We start from the raw sequence: 19,327 nt of genomic DNA on the forward strand, positions 1-19,327 counted from the left end.
TTATGCCAAAATTAACTGAAAACACCATAGAACAAGCCTTTATAGACCAATTAGTTGGGCAAGGTTACACGTATTATTACGGTCCAGACATTGCACCTTATAGCAATAATCCACAACGTGAAGGTTTTGAGTCTGTGTTGTTAGAGCAACAATTAAAAAATGCGTTACTCCATTTAAATCCAGAGGTTCCAGAATCGGCAAGAGTAGAAGCCTATCAAAAAATTGTAAATCTTGGTACACAGGATTTAATGGAAAACAACGAGCGTTTCCATACCTTGTTAACCAATGGAGTAACCGTAGAATATAATAAAGAAGGCAGAACAAAAGGCATTAATGTAAAATTGTTAGATGTTGTAAATCCAGAGAATAACCAGTTTTGGGTAGTCAATCAATTAGTCGTTAAAGAAAATAATAACGAGAAACGTTTTGATGTCGTTATCTACATCAACGGTATGCCTTTAGTATTTGTAGAGCTTAAAAATGCCACAGATGAGAAAGCAACGGTTAAAAAAGCACACAGACAAATACAAAATTATAAAACAGCTATACCAAGTATATTTTATTACAATAGTGTTTGCGTTATTAGCGATGGTATAGATGCAAAAACTTCTAGTGTGTCTGCTCCTTTTTCTCGTTTCTTATCTTGGAAATCACCAACACCAACAGACAACGACCCAAGAACAGAATTGCAAATTCTAACAGAGTATATGCTTAATAAAAAAACGCTGGTAGAGCTAATTCGCTACTGTACGGTTTTTGAGCAAGAAGAAAAAAAAGATGATGTAACAGGATTAATTTTTCAGGTTAAAATTAAAAAAGTGGCAGCTTATCATCAATATTATGCTGTGCAAAAAGCAGTTACACAAACCATAAGAGCCACAGATAGTGAAGATGGAGACAGAAAAGTAGGTGTTGTTTGGCATACACAAGGTTCTGGTAAATCGTTATCTATGGTATTTTATTCTGGGCAAATTGTAACACATCCGCAAATGGGAAATCCAACCATTGTGGTATTAACAGATAGAAACGATTTAGACGACCAACTCTTTAGTACGTTTGGTAATTGTAAAGAGTTACTAAGGCAAACGCCTGTGCAAGCACAAAGCAGAGACCATATAAAAGAGTTATTAAATGTATCTGGTGGAGGTGTTATTTTTACTACTATTCAGAAATTTTCTCCAGAAGAAGGTAATGTGTTCGATACCTTATCAGAACGCACAAACATTGTTGTGGTTGCAGACGAAGCACACCGTAGCCAATACGGCTTTAAAGCTCGTGTGGTAGATTTAGATGAAGGCTCAGAAATTAGATATGGTAATGCTAAGTATTTACGCGATGCATTACCAAAAGCCTCTTACATAGGGTTTACAGGAACACCAATTGAAAAAGAAGATAAATCTACACCAGCAGTTTTTGGTGAGTACATTGATGTTTATGATATTAAACAAGCGGTTGATGATGGCGCAACTGTACCAATAAGCTACGAGTCGCGTTTAGTAAAAATTAAACTCAATGAAGAGGTAACCAAATCTATAGACAGCCAAATAGACGAGATTGAAGGCGCCACCGAAGAGCAAATAGAAAAAGCTAAAACGGCAAGCGCAGCTATAGAAAAAATTGTTGGCAAAGACGATAGATTAAAAGATATAGCTGCCGATTTAGTATCGCATTTTGAAGCCAGACAAAAGGTTTTTGAAGGTAAAGCAATGATTGTGAGTATGAGTCGTAAGATTTGCGCAAAATTATATAACGAGATAATAGCCTTACGTCCAGATTGGCATCATGAGGATTTAGATAAAGGTGCTATAAAAGTTATTATGACAAGCACCAGTGATGATGAAGCCATATTACAACCACATCATACCACAAAAACACAACGAAAACTCTTAGCAGCACGTATAAAAGACCCTAACGATGCCTTACAAATGGTTATTGTTAGAGATATGTGGCTTACTGGTTTTGATGCACCAAATTTAAACACCATGTACATCGATAAGAAAATGCAAGGTGCTAATTTAATGCAGGCTATAGCACGTGTCAATCGTGTGTATAAGGACAAGCCAGGAGGTTTAATTGTAGATTATATTGGTATTGGTCAAGATTTACGTAATGCCATGGTTACTTATTTACAAAGTGGAGGCGAAGGCACACCAATTGTAGATATAAAAGAGGCAATTGCAGGCATGTTGGAGAAATTTGAGATTGTCGAACAAATTTTTCATGGCTACGATTACAAGTCTTATTTTAAAGTAGAAACTAATATTAAACTTCAGGTTTTATTAGGCGCACAAAACTTTGTAATGCAAAGCGAAAAGTTAAAAGACCGTTTTCTTAAAGAAGTGACATTATTATCTAAGTTGTTTGCAATGTCCATTCCTAGTCCGCAAGCCGATAATATTAAAGATGAGGTTGCCTTTTTTCAGGCAGTAAAGGCAAGACTGAATAAGTTTACAGGAAGTACAACTAAATCAGACTACGAAGTAGAAACAGCTATTAAGCAAATTGTAGATGATGCTTTATCTAGTGAAGGTGTTATAGATGTGTTTGAAGCCGCAGGTATTAAAACACCTTCTGTAGGTATTCTCTCCGATGAGTTTTTATTGGAAGTAAAAAACATGCAACAAAAGAATGTAGCTTTCGAGCTACTTAAAAAATTGTTAGCAGATGAGGTGCGTGTTCGCAAAACTAAAAATATAGCACAAGGGAAACGCTTTTCAGAAATGTTGGAATCTGTAGTTAAACGCTATCACAATAACCAAATAGATTCCGCTCAAGTACTTGCAGAATTATCTGCAATAGCTAAAGACATGCGATTAGAAGACCATAAGTCTGAAGAATTAGGCTTAACACCAGAAGAATATGCTTTTTACACTGTGTTAACTCAAAATGATTCTACAAAAATGTTGGATGATGAAAAAATGAAGGAGCTAATACATACTATTGTTGAGGTAGTAAGAAAAAATGCAACAGTAGATTGGAGCAAACGTGATGATGTGAGAGCAAAATTAAGGCTTACGGTTAAGAAAATTTTAATGCGTTATGGTTATCCGCCAGATTTGGCAAAAATTGAAGCTGATAGGGTTTTAGCACAAAGTGAAAACTTAGCCGAATTTTTTGCAGGAAAGTAATTTTTGAGTAAACAGATTGCTTCGGCTTAAAAAAGCCTCGCAATGACCTTGCGACCGTCATTGCGAACGCAGTGCAGCACTCTTTTGAAGTTTAGAATGAATAAGTAACAGATTGCCACGTCCTGCATCTCTGTCTGCCGTCAGGCAGGCTCGCAATGACGGTTACATATACTCGCAATGACAAAACATGATGAAACCAGGCTACATATATATACTCACCAACAAAAACAATACAACGTTATACGTAGGTGTCACAGCAACATTAAAAGAACGTGTACAACAGCATAAAGACAAGGCAGATGCCAAGTCGTTTACTGCACGCTATAATTTAAATAAGTTGGTGTACTACGAAGCACACCAAATGATTGGTGATGCCATTGCAAGAGAAAAACAATTAAAAGCAGGAAGCAGAGCTAAGAAAATAGCGTTAATACACAGTATAAATCCTAATTGGGACGATTTGTTTGATGCGTTGTAAACGTCATTGCAAACACAGTGCAGCTATCTTAAAAAACCACTACATCTTAGCCAAAATAGTTGGTTTTAAAGCCAAACTACATAAAGCGCTAAACGCTAAAACGGCAAATTCGTTAAACGTATTGGGTACAGAGAACCTTAAAAAACTAATGCCAAGTACATAATAAATAACAGCGCCCAAAAAGCCTATTAAAACGCCAGCAATAAACAATTTTGGAGGCATTTTTTTTTCTTTTTTAAATCCTAATTTAATCACCATTCCTAATAGGCCTCCAATAAGTGAAGCGATTATAAATACATACGGAAAGGTTTGCCTTATAACGAGCGTGTTAGAATCTGCAATGGCTAATGCACCAGAAGACGTAGAAGCAGTTATCTTAAGGTTTTTAAGGCCTTGAGACCTTATACTCACCAGTTGAGCCTCATTATAGGCCAATGTAAAAGACGAAGGGTCAACTTCTCCATGATTGGATCTTACAATTACTTGTTCTCTGGTTTTAGAATTTGAACCAGAAAACCTAACCAAAATCTGCGCCTTGTCTACGCCAAAGCCTTGTATGTCCTCATCATTAGTTGTTAACGTAAGTTTAGGACTTACTTTTATATAATGCGTATAGCCTTTTTTTAGATTACTATTTGTAAGTATACGAATAGCAACAGAGTCTTTTATCTGCGCGCGTTCTGTATAAAGCTCCACATCTGTAGAGGGTAAATTAAGATTTGTTAACGTTAGTTTGCCTTGCTTTACTTTAAGCGCATTGGATACAATTTCTAATTTAACATCAACCACAGCCTTATTGGCTTTTTCAGTTTCATTTTCACTAAATAATACAAGGCTTATTTTGGATTTATAGCCTTTTTCACCGTCTTTAATTAAAGGTTCACTTCTTATAATCATGGGAGTGAAAATTAAAGGCTCGTCCTCGTCTTCAGACTCTTCTGGGAAATTTACATAGTATTCGGGTAAAATAAAGACATCCTTAATATTAATATTTGGATATAGTGCTTTATACCTGCTATTAGCAATTTTAGGAAGCGCTTTAAGGTGCTCATCATATTTTAAAACAGTGGTTTTTTTTATGTCCTTAGGAATGTTAAACTTATTCAGTTTTATAGTTTCGACCGTAAGTAATTGATTGGCATCATTAAACCGCCTCAACTCTATATTTTCTTTAGATGACGAAGTCTTAATTGTATTATTAAGTTCTTGTATCGTTTTTTGCGCATTACTAAAATTTATAAAACACAAAAAAAGGAGTACTGTTATTACTTTTATCATCATTATTATATTAGTTTAACGCTCTGTATTCCAACTTAAATCCTCTACTTTTTGCTCAAGCGCTTCTATTTTAAGCCGCATGGTTTTAAGTATGGCTAAAACATCTTGTCCGGCAATCTCTAAGGTATTCGGGCATTTTACAGTACCGTTTATAGTCACGCCTCCAGGATAATCTTTAGCCCAGTTAATGGTGAGCCCATCTTTACTATCATGAACCAAAGCTCTGCGATGTGGAGTTTGGTTTTTTCTTCGTGGTGTATGGTCAATCTTAAAATCTGCACCTAACATTTTTAATGAAAACGCATCAATCTTATGCTCATGAATGGCATTTTTGCCCGCTTTTGCTTTTGCTTTTGCCTCTGCTGCTTTAGCTGCTGCCTGAACAGCTTTCATATTCACTTCGTGTAATTTTCCCAATCCAAAGGGTTTATTTGTTTTGCTCATAATTGTTATGCTTTTATAATTCTAAGTGTATGGTAGTCGTTACATTTCTAAAGGTGTTTCAATCCATCCTTGTAAGAAATTTTCTCCCATTCTATTACGTTGCCCAAATAATTGAGGTGTTTGTGTAACACCAGGACGACCTGGGTTGATAAGCGTTCTTATTTTATCGGCAACATTAGCTTGTAAGGTGTCCATAAAATCATGGTAGGTAATCTCCATATTACTTTGCGTTACAGATTCTAAAATAGCCTTAGTAAAAATACCATGACCAATGCTGCGAGTCTCCCATGAGAGTTCATTAAAGTGACACGCTGAAAGTAAGGTGGATTTAGTAGAACCTATTAATATCTTGTTTGGATCCGGATCTAAATCTATATTGCCATTATTATTCTCAACATTACTAACGTTATTATTTAATTGGCTAGTATCCTCTACACAAATACCGCAAGGAATGAGGGTGTTTAAAAAACTAGCGATAGTGTTAAGCAAGTCGTCGCTAAAAGTAGGTGTACGACACTTAATGTTATCATCTGCGCTGTGCATACCACCAGAATTACAGGCATCTGTTATAATTGTGAAATTAACGGCATCTGGATATAAATCCTCTGTAATTTGCTTTAAATCTCTGTCTGTAATCCAACCTCCTGAAGCTGGTACTAATGCTTCGTAATATTTATCGCAATCTCCTGCAGACATATCTGAACGCTGGCGTGAACCATGTCCAGAAAAATAAAAGCAAATAGTATCTCCTGCTTCAGAGATATTGATTAAATGCCTTAAAGTATCTATGATTCTGGTTTTACTGGCATTTAAATCTTCTAAATGATAAAGATCTGTAAATCCGAAGCTGTTTTTTAACAAATGATACATGCTTCTCGCATCTGCCACACAGGCACTTAAATTCGCTCTTCCTCTTGGGTCTAAAATTGAATAATTATTTATTCCTACTGTTAATGATCGTTTTGCCATGATTTTATGTTTTATATTGAACTAATTGACGTGTTCCACCCTTCTAAAAAGTTGTGATCCATACGTCCTAATTGCCCTCTTAGGGTCGGATTTTGTTGATCTCCAGAGTAACTTCTAACCCGTGTTACCAACTCATCTATTAACTGATTGTAACTTACTTGAGGATTACTGCTGTTTACAAAATCTAAAAGCGCTTTGGTTAAATAACCATGACCTTGAGCACTGCTTTCTCCTGCGGTTTCATAATATTTACAGGCTGCTATTAATGTGGCTTCGGCTGAAGCAACAAAGGTTCTGTTTGGGTCTTCATCTAAATCGACCAATACATGATTGTCTATTACGGGATTACTTACATTAGGAAATAATTCGTTTGTACCATCTGGCATACAAATACCAAATGGCCACACTTCGCGCATATGTTGTAAAACATTGGCTGTGCCAGGACTAAAAGGAATGGACCTCGCAATGGCTTGATCTGAAGTTACAGTAGGATGCATACCTCCCGAATGACAAGAATCTATAAAACAAGTGAAGTTAACTTCATTGGCATTAAAACCAGCATTTAATGCTGCTTCATGCAATCTGAAATCGTAAATCCAGTCGCCTTGATATGGAATTATAGATTGGTAAAACCGTGTGTTGTCCGGCTCTGTTGTTGCTGGGAGTAAACTGCCATGCCCTGAAAAACTAAAGAAAACAGTATCGCCTACATCTGCCTGTGAAAACAAATAAGTTATTGAACTTAGAATATTGCGTCGTGTAGCTTGCGCATCTCTTAGTATAATAACATTATCTCTGGGAAACCCTAAGGCTTCAATAAGTAAATGATATAAACTATCTGCATCTGCCACACAAAAGTTAAGTGATGGCCAATTTAATCCAACTGTTGCTGCACTGTGTTGACTTTGAACGGAATAATCATTTATTCCAACGACTAAAGCATATTTTGCCATAATAATATTGTTTATGAGATATCTATCCCGATTAATGTTTCCTTTGTGTCTATACTGTCATTCCTCTTAAGAGTGTTGTCTTTTCCTACTACTGTGGTTTGGTAACTATAAGTCCCTTTGGTATCGTCAATAACAAATAAATCGAACAGAATAGGATCTTGTGTTTCACCTGTCATTTTTAGTCGTTCTTTAACTTTGTAATCGTTCTCAACATCCTCATAAGTGATATCTATAAATATCGTTTTTACGCTATCGGGTTCAAATAATGGTATAAACTCTATGTTAATTGCTTTTGAAGGGTTATTAACAACAACGCGTGTAGCCTCAGTAGATACTGGCTCTAACTTACGTGTCGTGCCATCTTGCATGTGGTAAGTAATGGTATAAGTATAACCTTTGTTATTAACGTCTGATGATCTAATTTTCCAATGTTGATCTTCAGCTTTAGATTCACTAAAAAACAAGGTTTCTTTGTCACTCCAGGTATCAGATTTATACTCCAGTTCTATTTCTACGCTATCCACTTGCGACCAATTAACTTTGGAGGCAGAAACCACAACATTAAGAAAAATTAAAGAATCGAAAGGGTGTAAGCTTAGTGTTCGGTCTTCTGTCAAGGTATCATCAAAATCATAACTCATTTTATCACCTCTCCAGTTCGAATCGGGATCAAAATGGTATTGTACAGAATAACTGTATTTATTTATGCCTGGAATGGTTTTAACTAACCATTCTAATTTCTCAGAAGTTTCCTTATCAATAACAAAATCTTTATTTTTTTTATCGGTGTCGCCTTCTATGCCATAATTTAATTTAACATGAGCAGAGGATAAACCTATGCGTTCTCTGTCGAAAGGCGTTTCAACGGTTACTTTAAATTCTCTAAAAAAGGCACTGTCACCATCAATTTCAAAAAAGTGACCTTCCTTTTTTAAATCTTCGGCATATAAGCCAAAGAACCCTTGTGGTGCATAGGTACGTTGTACCACTTCTGCACGTGTAAATTTAAACGTGAGTGTTTTTTCTTCTATCTGTTTAATAAACTTTAGTTTAAAAGACACTAATGCTGTATCTAAAGACAAGTTTGCAGCACTTGGTGCAGTATCTGGGCGTACACCAGCTGCTGCTGCAGAGGTAGTTGGAGCTGTTGTTGGTGGCATTGCAGTAGCTGCATTGGCTGCATTGGCTGCGTCTCCAGCAATTACAGGAGGATTTGTAACAACAGCTTCAGATTCTGTCGCACCAGAGGCTTCATCTGGTCTGGCTACGGGTGGAGTTACAGGAGTAGGTGTCGCAGTACTTGCGCTAGCAGGAGTCGGGACAGGTGGTGGCGCAGTTGCAGCTGGTCGCATCATGTTTTGAGCCAAGGATTGTACTGCGCTAAGCGGTGATGCAGTTGCAGTACCTCCTGCCAAAGTACCAGGCGTAAGTGTTGGTTTAAACCAATCGTTTAATAAATCTTCTTTAAAGAAATTTAATGCCCAATCTTCTTTTGTAGCACGATCTTCTTGGTTAGAATAGTTAATCACTTTTATTTCTATAACACCGTCTTGCACTAATTTTTCGAAACCAGCATCTATACCTGCTCTTACAAAATAAACCTGAGCTTCTAATCCAGCACTAAAATGATCATAAACACGCTTTAAATTGGCTTTAATTTCTACATCTAATGCAGGCGTTAAAGCTGAGTATTTTAAATTATAAACGGCACCAACAGGTGCGCCTTTTTTCTTGAAGACATCTTCAAGTATGGTAACGCCTTCTTTAGTGAGCGATAAACTAAAAGCGGCACTGTTATCGCCATGTAAGGAAGGTATGGTGCCACCCAAAATATTTTCGACAGCTTGAAAAGTACCTTCTGCAGAAACTTCGGCAGTAGTACCGCCACCGCCTTGTAAATCTAATGCGATACATTCTACAGTGCCCTCGTCAAAAGGTACTGCAGCTAATTTAGGCGTGCCTTTTGCTAATGAAGATATTTTAGACATAATTTTACGTTCGGTACTTTTGTCTAATTTTAAGTTTACTTCAAACATTAAAAATCCTTTGCCTTGTATGGTGTCTCCCTGAACATTACCATATTTTATTAGTGTAAAAGCAGCTCTGTTATCATTAGCGCGTCGCGCCAATTTTACTTGTCCTCCTGATAAATACCAAAATTGATCTTCGTCGGCATGATCTGGGAATACGGTCACACCATCAACGGTAAATGTTTTGTTTCCTATTTCTAACATAGTATGTGTTTTTAAAAATTAATTAATTGATAGTACCAACGCTTCATCATTGCTGGTAGTCCATGGTATCTTTCTATTCATTCCATTGTCGTGTTGTACGCTTAGCTGATAGGAATAAGCGGCATCGGTTTCGCTTACAAAATCGTACTCGAAATAACGTACACGATCGGCATTGGAAATGAACTTAAACGAGTCGTTAAATGAAAGTCCAGCAGCTTCGTTTTCAAATTTTATCTGGACTTTTACATCTTTTATTTTCTTCGAGCTAAAAGGAATTTCAGAAGGATGTACAGCCACAATTTTATGGCCACGCATTTGTGGTGTTATAAAGACACGGTCTGCTAAGGTTTGGCACGTTGGAACTTCTAAAATCCTGCCATCTGCAAAGAGTAATGTGGCTTTGTATTGTATAATCCGTTTTTCAGGATTTTTAAATTCCTGTAATACCACCTCTTTAGGAGCGCTATCTGCTTCTGTGAAGCTTAAGCTTTGTTGTTCTCTTATATTATTTTCTAAATCTTCATAGGTAATATCTATAAACACATTTTTTACTTCGGTCCAGTTTACGGCTGGTACAAAATTAATTTTACGTTTATTTGGAAAAGGGTCTCTTATAATAAGTTTTTCCTTATCCGTTTCTTCCCAATTCATCTCAAGATCACGATGATCTACAGCTCTGTAAATGAGTTTGTAACTAAAGGTTGTTTTATCTGGATCTAAGGTGAATAAATCCCAAACGGCTTCTTTGGTTTCTGCATTTAGCAGGATGTTCTCATCAATTTTTATAGCATTTTCTTCATCGGTATATTTCAACAAAATTTCAATATGCGAATATACTTCCCAAGGAAAATCTAAGGCCATTATAGCGACAGGAACCGACCCATAAAGATCATGAGGACGTACTTCAAAATTTTCTACTTCAATAATTTGAGGTTCTGAAGCAATCTTTGTTGGACGTTCCATACTGTCGACATTCTTAAAATGCACTTCGTAAGACACTTCTACAGGCATAACCACCTTGTCACCTGCTGTTTTGCTCAACCATTGAATGGTTTCTTTCGTTTTAGACTTGTCTAAAACAACATTTTCTTTGTCTCCACCATAATTGAGGGTTACATTTAACGATTCTACATTATCTGATGCGAAATCTGTTCGTGAAATGATATTGATGGTACGTTTTTGAAACCAAGGATGATCTAATTCTACAGGTACTATAAATTGAGAAAGGTCTACACCATCTTCTCTTAGTACTTTAAATAAGCCTTGTAAATGTCCTTGTGGATAGATACTACGAACTACGGCAGTTCTTTCGGACATATTTACGTCGAGTTTCTTTTTATCTATACGTGTAATATCTGTTTTTTTATAACTGAATAATCCACCGACTTCTGAAGCTCCTGCCGAAAATAGCATGAGTCCTATTCTGGCGGCATCATCTACCTTGTCATCATCATCTTCAGAAGTAATAGGTTCTAAAGAGGGTTCAAAGAAACTATCAACAATCATTTCTTTAACCTGACTTACGGCTTGATCCATTCTTGCTTCCATAGATGCAGTAGAGTCATCAGTTATAAAAAGTTTATCCACTTGCATATCGATTGTTCTATCTTCAATAAGCTCATCTACAACGGTACTTATACTTGAACTGAAAACTGGTGTGTCTACGTTAAAAGATTCGTCAAAATGCTTTTGTACCCGCTCCCAGTTAACACTTACTTTTACCTTGTAACCATCTCTAAGCGCCATATAATCTAAGGCATAGACAATTCCAATTGGTGTCATGTTTCCTTTTATAGCTTCTTCTACAACAACAACGCCTGCCTCATCCAACTGAACCGAAAAAGCAGCCTGGTTTTTACCATATAATGAGGGTTTGGCATAATGCTGCATGTCGATTACAAACTTGGGCTGATTATTATCTACAGGTGTAGACACTGGTGTTGGTGTAGTATCCTCTGTATCTCCAATCTCGGTCTGTTTCCCTAAAATCATGAGTTTTACATAACCATCTAAAAGAGGTACAGGCGCCATGCGAGGTTCATTTCTTAAATTTTCTTTCGCTTGTATTGCGCTTGCAAGAGCACTCAACTGGTCTTCTGAAACGCCTAAATTGACATCAAAATTTAAAAACCCTCCGGAGCCTGCTTCTCCTCGGTATTTTATTAATTGAATTTGTGGCATCTCTATTCCAGTATCTTCGTCTTCTATTACCGTTAGATGTGGATCTAATGGCATAAAATAGTATTGCTCTTCATCTTCATGGTCTCTAAAAACAGAGATGCCATCAATAATATGATAAGGTGGTTTTAAGTATAACATAGTCTATTAATTTGTTGGTGGTTCTGGTAATATGGTAAGATCATCAGCCTCGGTTTTCTCGGTTTCTTTTCGCGAGCCATCTTTAAAAAAGTAACTTGCTTTCCAACTATATTTGGTCTTAGACTTATCTTTTAATTTAATATTCCAAATGGCTTCTTCTGCAGCGCCTTCTTTAAAGGTGAAATCTTTTCGTTCCTTTATATCGTTGTCTGTATCTACATACTCCATATGTACTATTGCTAATTTTAAGGTGCCAGCAAAGTCTAATAAGGCAGGGTTAATAGAAATACTCATTAAGTCTTCAACATTTTCTCCAACGATGATTGTTGATGCATCTGATGTTTTTTCGGGAATCTCTTCTTGTGTCCCATTTATTTTCACAATATGTCCTTTGTAAGTAATGGTATTTATTGACTCGTCGACAAGCGGTATTAACCAATCGAAAAACGTGAGATCCTTAGATAAGGCAATAGATTGTGTTACCACATAATCGTTGGCTTCATCTTTATAGGTGGCATCAATAAATATGTTGGCAATATCTGTAGTTAAATCTCCAGAAGCACGGAAACCAACAGTTTTACTCTGTGTAAAAGGATCGTTTATAAACAAACGGTTCGAGTTGCCTTCCACCCAATCGGTTTCAAATTCCTTACCGTTGCTCATTTTGTAGTTCACCTTATATTTATAAGGTTTAGAGCGTTTGCTAAAAATGATGTGTTCGAATTTATGATTAGGATTGTCTTTATCCATTATAAATTGATCCGTAATTTTATCGACACCATTAGAACGATCTTCATACTCCATGGTAATCTGTACTTGTTTAACCTGATCAAAATCGACATCTCCAGGTATAACAGCTACAGATAGGATTCCTGTTGCATCGGCGTTTATGGTAAGTACAGATTCGTCTGTAGTAATTTCTTCCGATTGAAAAATTTTACTTGCGCCTTTATAATTTACTTGGTAACTATAGGTATAGTTAAAGTCATCATCTTTTATAAAGGATGCAAAATGTGCAACATCATCAGCTTTTGAAAATTGAAATTCCCCATTGATAGCGCTACCTATAACATCCATAGGTTCGCCTTTGTAATTTAATTTCACTTCAATACTATGGATAGGTAATTCATCAAAAGGTGCATTGACTTTTACCGTAGCATTGATTTGTTTAAAAAACGGATGGTTTAAATCGACTTCTTCTGCATAATCTTCCCAAACAATAGGTTTACCTTCTTTATCTTTAAGCGTTGTGATATTAGGCATTACACCTTGAGGGTTAATGTTTACCTCTATATAAGCATGCTCTTTATACCTTAATGTAAAATCTGAAATACTTTTTCTTGTAACCTCTTTACGAACATCTTCTATATCTTGTTCTTGATACCATTTTCTTGCTTCTTCTGGATTTTCTACAGGCAAAGCTTCTATCATTAAACGTTCTGCAGCATCATCTAAAGAACCTTGAGCCCAGCTTCGTATTTGATCTAATACTTTTTTATCTACTTCTGCGCTTCCAGGATCTATGGTTAGAGTTTTCGATTCCGACCGCTTCATTATTTCTTTTAAAGTTTCTTTATAATCGTCTTCTGCACAAACACGCTCTTCAACATCAATTTCTTGAACAAATTTGTAAAATGACTTTGCTCGAAATTTACCTACAACCTTTATTGGTGGTAGTTTTGCTTCATGATATAATTCATACATGACTCCAAAGAAGCCGCCTTTTCCTTGTAATGCTTTTTCAAATAATGCAGCACCTTCGACCGAGAGTTCAACACTATAGGTTGATATGTTTTTACCAAATAATGAAGGTTTACCTGCATCTATTATACGTTCAACTAATACGCTGTTTTCATCATTTAGCATTAAACGAGAAGTCCCTTTTATATAACGAACAGCTCCTATTTTTACTGGTGGAGGTGGTGATATGTTTCTTTTCTGGGCAATACGGTTTACCTCTTCTTGAAGTTTTTCTTTGATGATGGTCATTTTTTCGTCGGGTACTGAAAACTCGACATCGAACACAGCAAAACCGCCACCTTTTTTACCGTCTGGACGGTCTATAGGAAATCTGTATTTTAAAAATTTAAAAATAGGTTTTCCTTCCTTGTCCAATCTAAATCGAGGTTGCTCTGGGATTGGATAAAAGACGTTCATTTTTAAATCGTCACCATAAACGATTACATCTTCTATTACTCTTTGATTATTAATGTATAACATAGTTTTTTGTTTTAAATGATTATTCTTTTATGCGATTATTTTTATATGATCGTTCGGGTTATTTTTAAACCAAGTACTAATATCTGTAGAGGCTACAAATTCTTCAGCGATAGGGACATCTTCTTGAATTTTTACTTCGAGAATGGATGTATCTGGTGTCATTTCTAAAGGATCTAAACCCATTTGGATTTCTGCGATTACTTTGTCAAGCAATTTTTCATGTACTTCTTTAACAAGATGCTCAGGTACAGCGTCATCGAAGTGGCTAATGAGTTCTATTTTACCATGTTCTATTTGCGCTTCTACCCATTCTTTAATATCCTCTCTGCTGCTTTCTGTATTTAAGGATGCACTGGCTTCATGTATAGCGCCTTTTAAAGTCATGTCTACAGCGTAGGTTTTATTCAATACCACGTAATAGTTTACTTTAAGGATGTCTTGTTGTCCATGAAAAGCAGCTACTACTTGCTTTTGCTTATCCTCGGTTAAACTACTGTTGAAAACGGCTGTAAACGGATAGTGGCCTGAAGATTTCGAAGTGCCCAATACTGTTTTATCTGATGCCGATGTTAAAACCAGTTCTACATTTTTAACTTCTACTGGTGCCAAACTTAAATCGGAAGAAGATTGTATTAATTCTTGTTGTATTAAACCTTGTGTTAAGGCTTCCAGTATTTCTTCTGGTACGTGATATTTAGCGCTTACCTGCAAAAACCAATTATTTCCGCCGCCCATAATCGATATCATAGGGTCACCATTACCGTCTGTTTGTGGCATTGCTTGTGTTGGAAAGTAGTTATAACGTCCTTTTTCTGAAGAATTAGGATAATAACGAACGCCTTCGAAATGTTGTTGCTCATTCATAATAGAATTGTTTTTGTTTTTTAGTAATAAGGTGGTTGTAAATGGCGATTGTATTTCAGACCAAGAAAGAGGTTCTTTATGTAACCGATACTTAAAACCAGACTTGAAAATTGAAGGTGAAAACCAGCGCCAGGTTTGAGTTTTGTTAGGGCTTAAAGCAATAGTAGTTATCGTGGTACTATTGGGTTCTGAATATTCTGGTACTAAATCAAGACCAATTATTTTTTCGCCTTCAGATGCGTAAGTTATATGCACTTCATGCGATCCGTATTCTTTAAAAGAGGTCAGGTCAATTTTTTTGTCTGATAACAGCGATATATTTGTTTTTACTTCTTCTGAAGCCGATAGAGATTGCGCAACAACCTCGCACGTAAATGCTGATAGATTTTCTTGTTTTGAAAACGCAATTATCGTAGCTGGCTGATTTATATCTAAAACTATAGGCTCTAAAAATGGTTCTTTTTGTGCTTCATTTTTTATAGTTAATTTAAGCGATGCCTGCTTTATTAAATTGGTGGAGCAGGAGAATGAGGTAAACCAAAAAGGATAATTGTCTTTGCTTAAAATCAATTCTTGGGTGCTGGTTTTAAACGCTGTTCCCAATAATTCTTTAGAACCTGTTACATCCTTATAAATAGCAAAAGGAATGACTTCATACGTTACAGATTCACTTGCAGAAAACCGTAAGGTTATTATTTTTTTATCTTGGTCAGATTCGAAAAACACAGTTTCATGAATGCTTTGGCTGCGGTGTGGCAAATTTGGTGGTGCTACTAATTTAACACCCAGTTGCTGGATGCCTTTAGGTATTTGAAAAAACGGATGGAATAGCTCTACTCTCACAAATCCTGTTGGTATGTCTTTAACAACCGTTGTATGGACCAAGGCATCGAGACCTTGTGATCCAACGATGGCTCGAGCCTCTTTTATAAGATCCATATCAAAAAAGGTATGGCGTGCTACCACTACATCGTCCATTAAATCCCATGTAAAATCGGCAGCAATTAATGCATCTTCATTTAAGGCAAAAATCACTTCCTTTTTACCAATTTCTGGCGCTGTTAAGACACAAAAACGTTGGCAATACCAATCCGCTAAACAGTTTGCTAAAAGCAAATCATCAGTGTTTTTATTTTTTTGAATTAAAAAAGGGAGTTCTGTAATTGACTTTTTAAAAAATTCAGTAATGGTGGCTTGCGATATAGCATCTTTTTGTCCTCCTGTGCTTAAAAGTGCGGTTGTAAGTGTTTTTGGATTAAAGGTTAGGGTTACATTAAGTCTTGGTGCATATCCTTTTACCGAAAATACGCCAAAGCCTTTCATCAATAACGTCTGGCTTTGAAGCGCATCTTTAATCAAGGTGGCATAGTCAATACTTATACGTCTTAAAACTCTTAATCGGGATAGCGGTAAATGATGTAATTGCACGATTTCTTGAGAATTCTCAACAATACTTTCCTTGTCTTCTGCTATAAAATAAATACCTAAATACCCACTGTTAAAATCGGGTGAATACGCTGTGGCTTCTGGAAACTCGTTTCTAACTGTTTCAAGCATATCAGGACTTATTTTTTCAGATGTCAATTGCATTTTTAACATGCCATATGGTTGTGGTTTGCTAAAAGGCGTCATACCTCGAATAAATTCAACATGAAAGGCAGGGAGATTATTGATGTTTTTGTAAACCTCTAAGCGGTTGGGAACTATACAAATGTCTTGAGAATTGCCCATAGTGGCATAAGCCGTAAATTCTGGCTCTCTAATACAATATGTAAAGTCTAATAGCTGCATTTTATTCTTGATCTTTTTTTGGTAATTTATCAGTGGTTATAGATAGATTATCTCCTTGTGTTTTAATCCATTCGCCTGCAATCTCTTCGGTGTTTCCTTGAGAGTCAGTACTATGTATTAGTTGTATTTTATACCAATAAGAACCACTATCTACACTGTCTAAAACAAAATCCTGCAACGATTGTCTAAGCACAACACGCTTTTCAATTACGCCTAAATCTGTATTTGGAACTTCACTGGCGTCAAATTGTAATTCGTTTGTTTTTGGCCCATCTTCTTCAGTTTTAAATAATACTTTTAATATGCGTATTGGTGACGCTTCTCCTTGTATAACAACGTGAAGTTGTATCGTAATTTCTTTCTCGTAAGTGTTATTAATAGAGGTGTCGACTATACTTTCATATAAATTTTGAAGATTTGGTTTGGCGCTAAAATCTAACCACTCGAATACTAAGTTTTCAGCACCTATAGAAATATTGTTCTGTGATACAGCTTCAAAAGAAAACGACTCACCAGGGTTTAGTTCTATTGGTGATGGAACATTTTTAAGTGTAAGCAATTGCTTGTCACCATCAACCACATTTAATACCTTTATTCCTGTGGCATTAATAATACTTTCTGTAGGATTAAATACTTGAAAACTTTGCCCTTCGTTAATGGATTGATTGGTAACAGTAAAAGATGCTGTGGTAGACGAGGTATTTCCTTCACTATCAAACTCTTTCATGCCTTCCCATGTTAAATTAACCAATGCTTCGGCTGGGTTTTGTATAATACCTTTAGGAACTACAACAAAGGTTAAAGAAGCATTAGGCCTCAATATTATTGGTAACTGTAAATTAATTTTAGAACCATCTACTATAGTTTCACCATCTTGAATTTGAGGCAATAAACCTTGTGCAGATAACATTTTAGAAGAGGTGTTAGTAATCTCTATTTGAAAATTGAAACTGGGTTGTGGATTAATAACCAACATACTCGCATCAACTGCTGCCAATGTGTTTAATACTGGTATTGGAGCTATGGGTATGCCAGGAAGGTCTATTTCTACATGGCCAGTAAAAAGGTTAGTAATGGCATTTTTATTTCCCAGATTGTTTAAAAAATCCTGAAAATCCTCTAATGAAATATCGGTAATTATATCTTGTAAATGTTCTGCGGTTATTAAACTGTTTTTAAGCTCAGATAGTCCATTGGTTTTTGGTAGAAAGAGCTTAAATTTAAACTGGTTTCCGCCCCAAGGTGGTAAACTTAATGTAATTGGAATTTTAGTATCGGTTGGGAGATTTTGTAACTGCTGTAATGCATTTTTTTTCCTATTGACATTGGTATAGGCTTTAGCTCTGTAATCTATAGTAACTTTTAATTGTTCTAAATCTTCTCCAACGAATTCTGCTCCCAATATGGGTGTAAATGGTGCTGAATTATCCCTTGCTATAACATAATGGTCTGGAAAAAAATAAAATTTTTCTGGCGATACTAAATCTTGGATGTATAAATGCTCACTACCATCTTCTGGAAAAGTTAAGTGAAATTCAGTATACCCTTCAGTAATATGCTCTTTTTTACCTATTAAATTTAAGTAGGTGTCCTCTAATAAGTTAAACTCCAGTTCTTGCGTAAATTGCTTTGCGACGCTTCTATATAATCTTTCACCAGATTTAACAGGTTGCATATCTGGATTCCCTTTACAATTTATTTTATTTGATGTGTATCTTTTGTTTGTAATTCTATCCCAGAGTACAATATGACAGGTGTTGGGTATAGGCTTGCTTAAAGGAACAGCAAAAGAAAAGTCTTGCAGTCTTTTATTTGTATTAATAGCACAATAACCATAAAGACGTTTTCCCTTATCATCATAAATTTCAAGCCAGGTTCTAGACGCATTCTTGTTTTTCCCACAAGGAGGTAACTGTGGAGAAGCTTTAAAAAAAGCATCTGTATATGCATCCCAGTTTTGTACTGATAAGTGTATTTTTAAAAACTTTAGTTGTCTTACAGTAATGGTTTCTTTCTTGGTAAATCCTAGAATGGGGTTTGGTATTACCGAAGAGCTAAAAAATCTAGGCACACCAAAAGTCTGACTACTTTTAACCAGTAGTTTACAGTTGTAAGCACTGTCGTTAATTGCCATTGAAATTTGAGACAATTCTGAAAAATTTGTAACCCGAAGTGTGGCGTCGTAACCAGAATCTGTGGCAACTAATTCTTGAAAACTGAAGGTCTTTTCTACCTTAGTACTAGGTACTAAAAATTGTAATGTAATTGAAGGTTTTAAATCAAAAGGAATGGCGTTGTTTACATCGCCAGTTAATTGGTCTGAAGGTACTGTTTTTAACGATACTTTTAATAAACCACCTTCTCCTTCGGAAGCTTCTAATAATTGGACTTTATGTTGCTGCATTCCAGAAACACGGTGTACATCTATTTTGTATGCTGGTATAAAATAATGTTTAGTATCGTTATTAACTTCATATAGTAATGTAGCAGTTGGCTCTTTTTCGTCTGTAAATGGTATTTTTAATTCAGATTGAGGTATACCTTTTTGTACACCCTTACTCCAAATTTTACCAATGGCTTTAAAATCAAGAATGGATGCTTTAAACAAGGTTGGTTTTGCCAATATTTCTAATCTCTGCTTTGTCATAT

General features: G+C 35.9%; 11 protein-coding genes. 2 read left to right on the forward strand and 9 right to left on the reverse strand.

Annotated features, from left to right (window positions below; all coding sequences use genetic code 11):
* The first annotated feature begins 2 nt into the window (after positions 1-2).
* Together ACVC43_RS05865 and ACVC43_RS05870 are read left to right on the forward strand one after the other, a co-directional pair.
* Complete coding sequence (locus ACVC43_RS05865; protein WP_452223643.1) at positions 3-3,128, forward strand: type I restriction endonuclease subunit R; 3,126 nt, start codon at positions 3-5, stop codon at positions 3,126-3,128.
* A gap of 190 nt (positions 3,129-3,318) precedes the next feature.
* Positions 3,319-3,606 (forward strand): GIY-YIG nuclease family protein, encoded by a 288-nt coding sequence (locus ACVC43_RS05870; RefSeq protein WP_452223765.1) that lies wholly within the window; start codon positions 3,319-3,321, stop codon positions 3,604-3,606.
* Between the two features lie 39 nt (positions 3,607-3,645).
* Here the strand turns inward: ACVC43_RS05870 and ACVC43_RS05875 are convergent, their stop codons facing one another.
* The 9 genes from ACVC43_RS05875 to ACVC43_RS05915 are packed head-to-tail and all read right to left on the reverse strand — an operon-like array spanning position 3,646 to position 19,325.
* Complete coding sequence (locus ACVC43_RS05875) at positions 3,646-4,887, reverse strand: hypothetical protein (protein WP_452223644.1); 1,242 nt, start codon at positions 4,885-4,887, stop codon at positions 3,646-3,648.
* A 12-nt stretch (positions 4,888-4,899) separates the two neighbouring features.
* Entirely contained in the window at positions 4,900-5,328 is a 429-nt protein-coding gene (locus ACVC43_RS05880) for a hypothetical protein (protein ID WP_452223645.1), read from the reverse strand.
* 39 nt (positions 5,329-5,367) lie between these two features.
* Complete coding sequence (locus tag ACVC43_RS05885) at positions 5,368-6,297, reverse strand: caspase family protein (protein ID WP_452223646.1); 930 nt, start codon at positions 6,295-6,297, stop codon at positions 5,368-5,370.
* A gap of 11 nt (positions 6,298-6,308) precedes the next feature.
* Positions 6,309-7,250: a caspase family protein gene (locus ACVC43_RS05890; RefSeq protein ID WP_452223647.1), complete on the reverse strand. Its 942-nt coding sequence runs from the start codon at positions 7,248-7,250 to the stop codon at positions 6,309-6,311.
* 11 nt (positions 7,251-7,261) lie between these two features.
* Entirely contained in the window at positions 7,262-9,484 is a 2,223-nt protein-coding gene (locus ACVC43_RS05895) for a hypothetical protein (protein ID WP_452223648.1), read from the reverse strand.
* A gap of 18 nt (positions 9,485-9,502) precedes the next feature.
* On the reverse strand, positions 9,503-11,803 hold the full coding sequence (locus ACVC43_RS05900; protein WP_452223649.1) for a hypothetical protein: 2,301 nt from the start codon (positions 11,801-11,803) through the stop codon (positions 9,503-9,505).
* A 6-nt stretch (positions 11,804-11,809) separates the two neighbouring features.
* The gene (locus ACVC43_RS05905) at positions 11,810-14,023 is read right to left on the reverse strand and encodes a hypothetical protein (protein ID WP_452223650.1); all 2,214 of its coding nucleotides are present in this window, start codon (positions 14,021-14,023) and stop codon (positions 11,810-11,812) included.
* A gap of 27 nt (positions 14,024-14,050) precedes the next feature.
* Complete coding sequence (locus ACVC43_RS05910; protein ID WP_452223651.1) at positions 14,051-16,678, reverse strand: hypothetical protein; 2,628 nt, start codon at positions 16,676-16,678, stop codon at positions 14,051-14,053.
* A 1-nt stretch (position 16,679) separates the two neighbouring features.
* Entirely contained in the window at positions 16,680-19,325 is a 2,646-nt protein-coding gene (locus tag ACVC43_RS05915; RefSeq protein WP_452223652.1) for a hypothetical protein, read from the reverse strand.
* Positions 19,326-19,327 lie beyond the last annotated feature (2 nt).

This window comes from Lacinutrix chionoecetis, assembly GCF_053604665.1.

Bases quoted from the DNA above. Each gene is read 5' to 3' on its own strand.
- ACVC43_RS05865 (WP_452223643.1), top strand. From the start codon at position 3: ATGCCAAAATTAACTGAAAACACCATAGAACAAGCCTTTATAGACCAA.
- ACVC43_RS05870 (WP_452223765.1), top strand. From the start codon at position 3,319: ATGAAACCAGGCTACATATATATACTCACCAACAAAAACAATACAACG.
- ACVC43_RS05875 (WP_452223644.1), bottom strand. From the start codon at position 4,887: ATGATGATAAAAGTAATAACAGTACTCCTTTTTTTGTGTTTTATAAAT.
- ACVC43_RS05880 (WP_452223645.1), bottom strand. From the start codon at position 5,328: ATGAGCAAAACAAATAAACCCTTTGGATTGGGAAAATTACACGAAGTG.
- ACVC43_RS05885 (WP_452223646.1), bottom strand. From the start codon at position 6,297: ATGGCAAAACGATCATTAACAGTAGGAATAAATAATTATTCAATTTTA.
- ACVC43_RS05890 (WP_452223647.1), bottom strand. From the start codon at position 7,250: ATGGCAAAATATGCTTTAGTCGTTGGAATAAATGATTATTCCGTTCAA.
- ACVC43_RS05895 (WP_452223648.1), bottom strand. From the start codon at position 9,484: ATGTTAGAAATAGGAAACAAAACATTTACCGTTGATGGTGTGACCGTA.
- ACVC43_RS05900 (WP_452223649.1), bottom strand. From the start codon at position 11,803: ATGTTATACTTAAAACCACCTTATCATATTATTGATGGCATCTCTGTT.
- ACVC43_RS05905 (WP_452223650.1), bottom strand. From the start codon at position 14,023: ATGTTATACATTAATAATCAAAGAGTAATAGAAGATGTAATCGTTTAT.
- ACVC43_RS05910 (WP_452223651.1), bottom strand. From the start codon at position 16,678: ATGCAGCTATTAGACTTTACATATTGTATTAGAGAGCCAGAATTTACG.
- ACVC43_RS05915 (WP_452223652.1), bottom strand. From the start codon at position 19,325: ATGACAAAGCAGAGATTAGAAATATTGGCAAAACCAACCTTGTTTAAA.